Origin of the sequence: Alkalicoccobacillus porphyridii (assembly GCF_007293315.1) — a bacterium.
Taxonomy (GTDB): domain Bacteria; phylum Bacillota; class Bacilli; order Bacillales; family Bacillaceae_D; genus Alkalicoccobacillus; species Alkalicoccobacillus porphyridii.
On record NZ_VLXZ01000094.1, the window covers coordinates 1 to 350 of the forward strand.

Here is a 350-nt window from a genome sequence, read left to right on the forward strand (position 1 = left end):
GCCCTTCTCCCAGAATATAGGCTTTATAATGCGCGTTACGTGGTGCGTTGGCGGGCAGCGTTTTTTCATCGTAACCAACACAATATTTGTCGAGAAATGGCTGATCGACCATGTTTTCAGTAATCAGTACCCAGGCAATCGCACAGGCCAGTGCGCCATCGGTGCCAGGGCGAATGGGCAGCCATTCATCTTCACGCCCGGCAGCAGTGTCGTTATAACGTGGATCGATGACGATCATGCGTGCGTTTGAACGTTCGCGGGCTTGCTCGACGTAGTAAGTGACACCACCGCCGCTCATCCGCGTTTCTGCCGGGTTATTTCCGAACATAACGACCAGTTTCGTATTGGCG

At 53.1% G+C, this 350-nt stretch carries 1 protein-coding gene; it reads right to left on the reverse strand.

The genetic code is table 11. The features are described from left to right. Positions 1-350 (reverse strand): molybdopterin-dependent oxidoreductase (locus FN960_RS23660; RefSeq protein WP_143850781.1); only part of this gene is annotated, 350 nt, incomplete at both ends.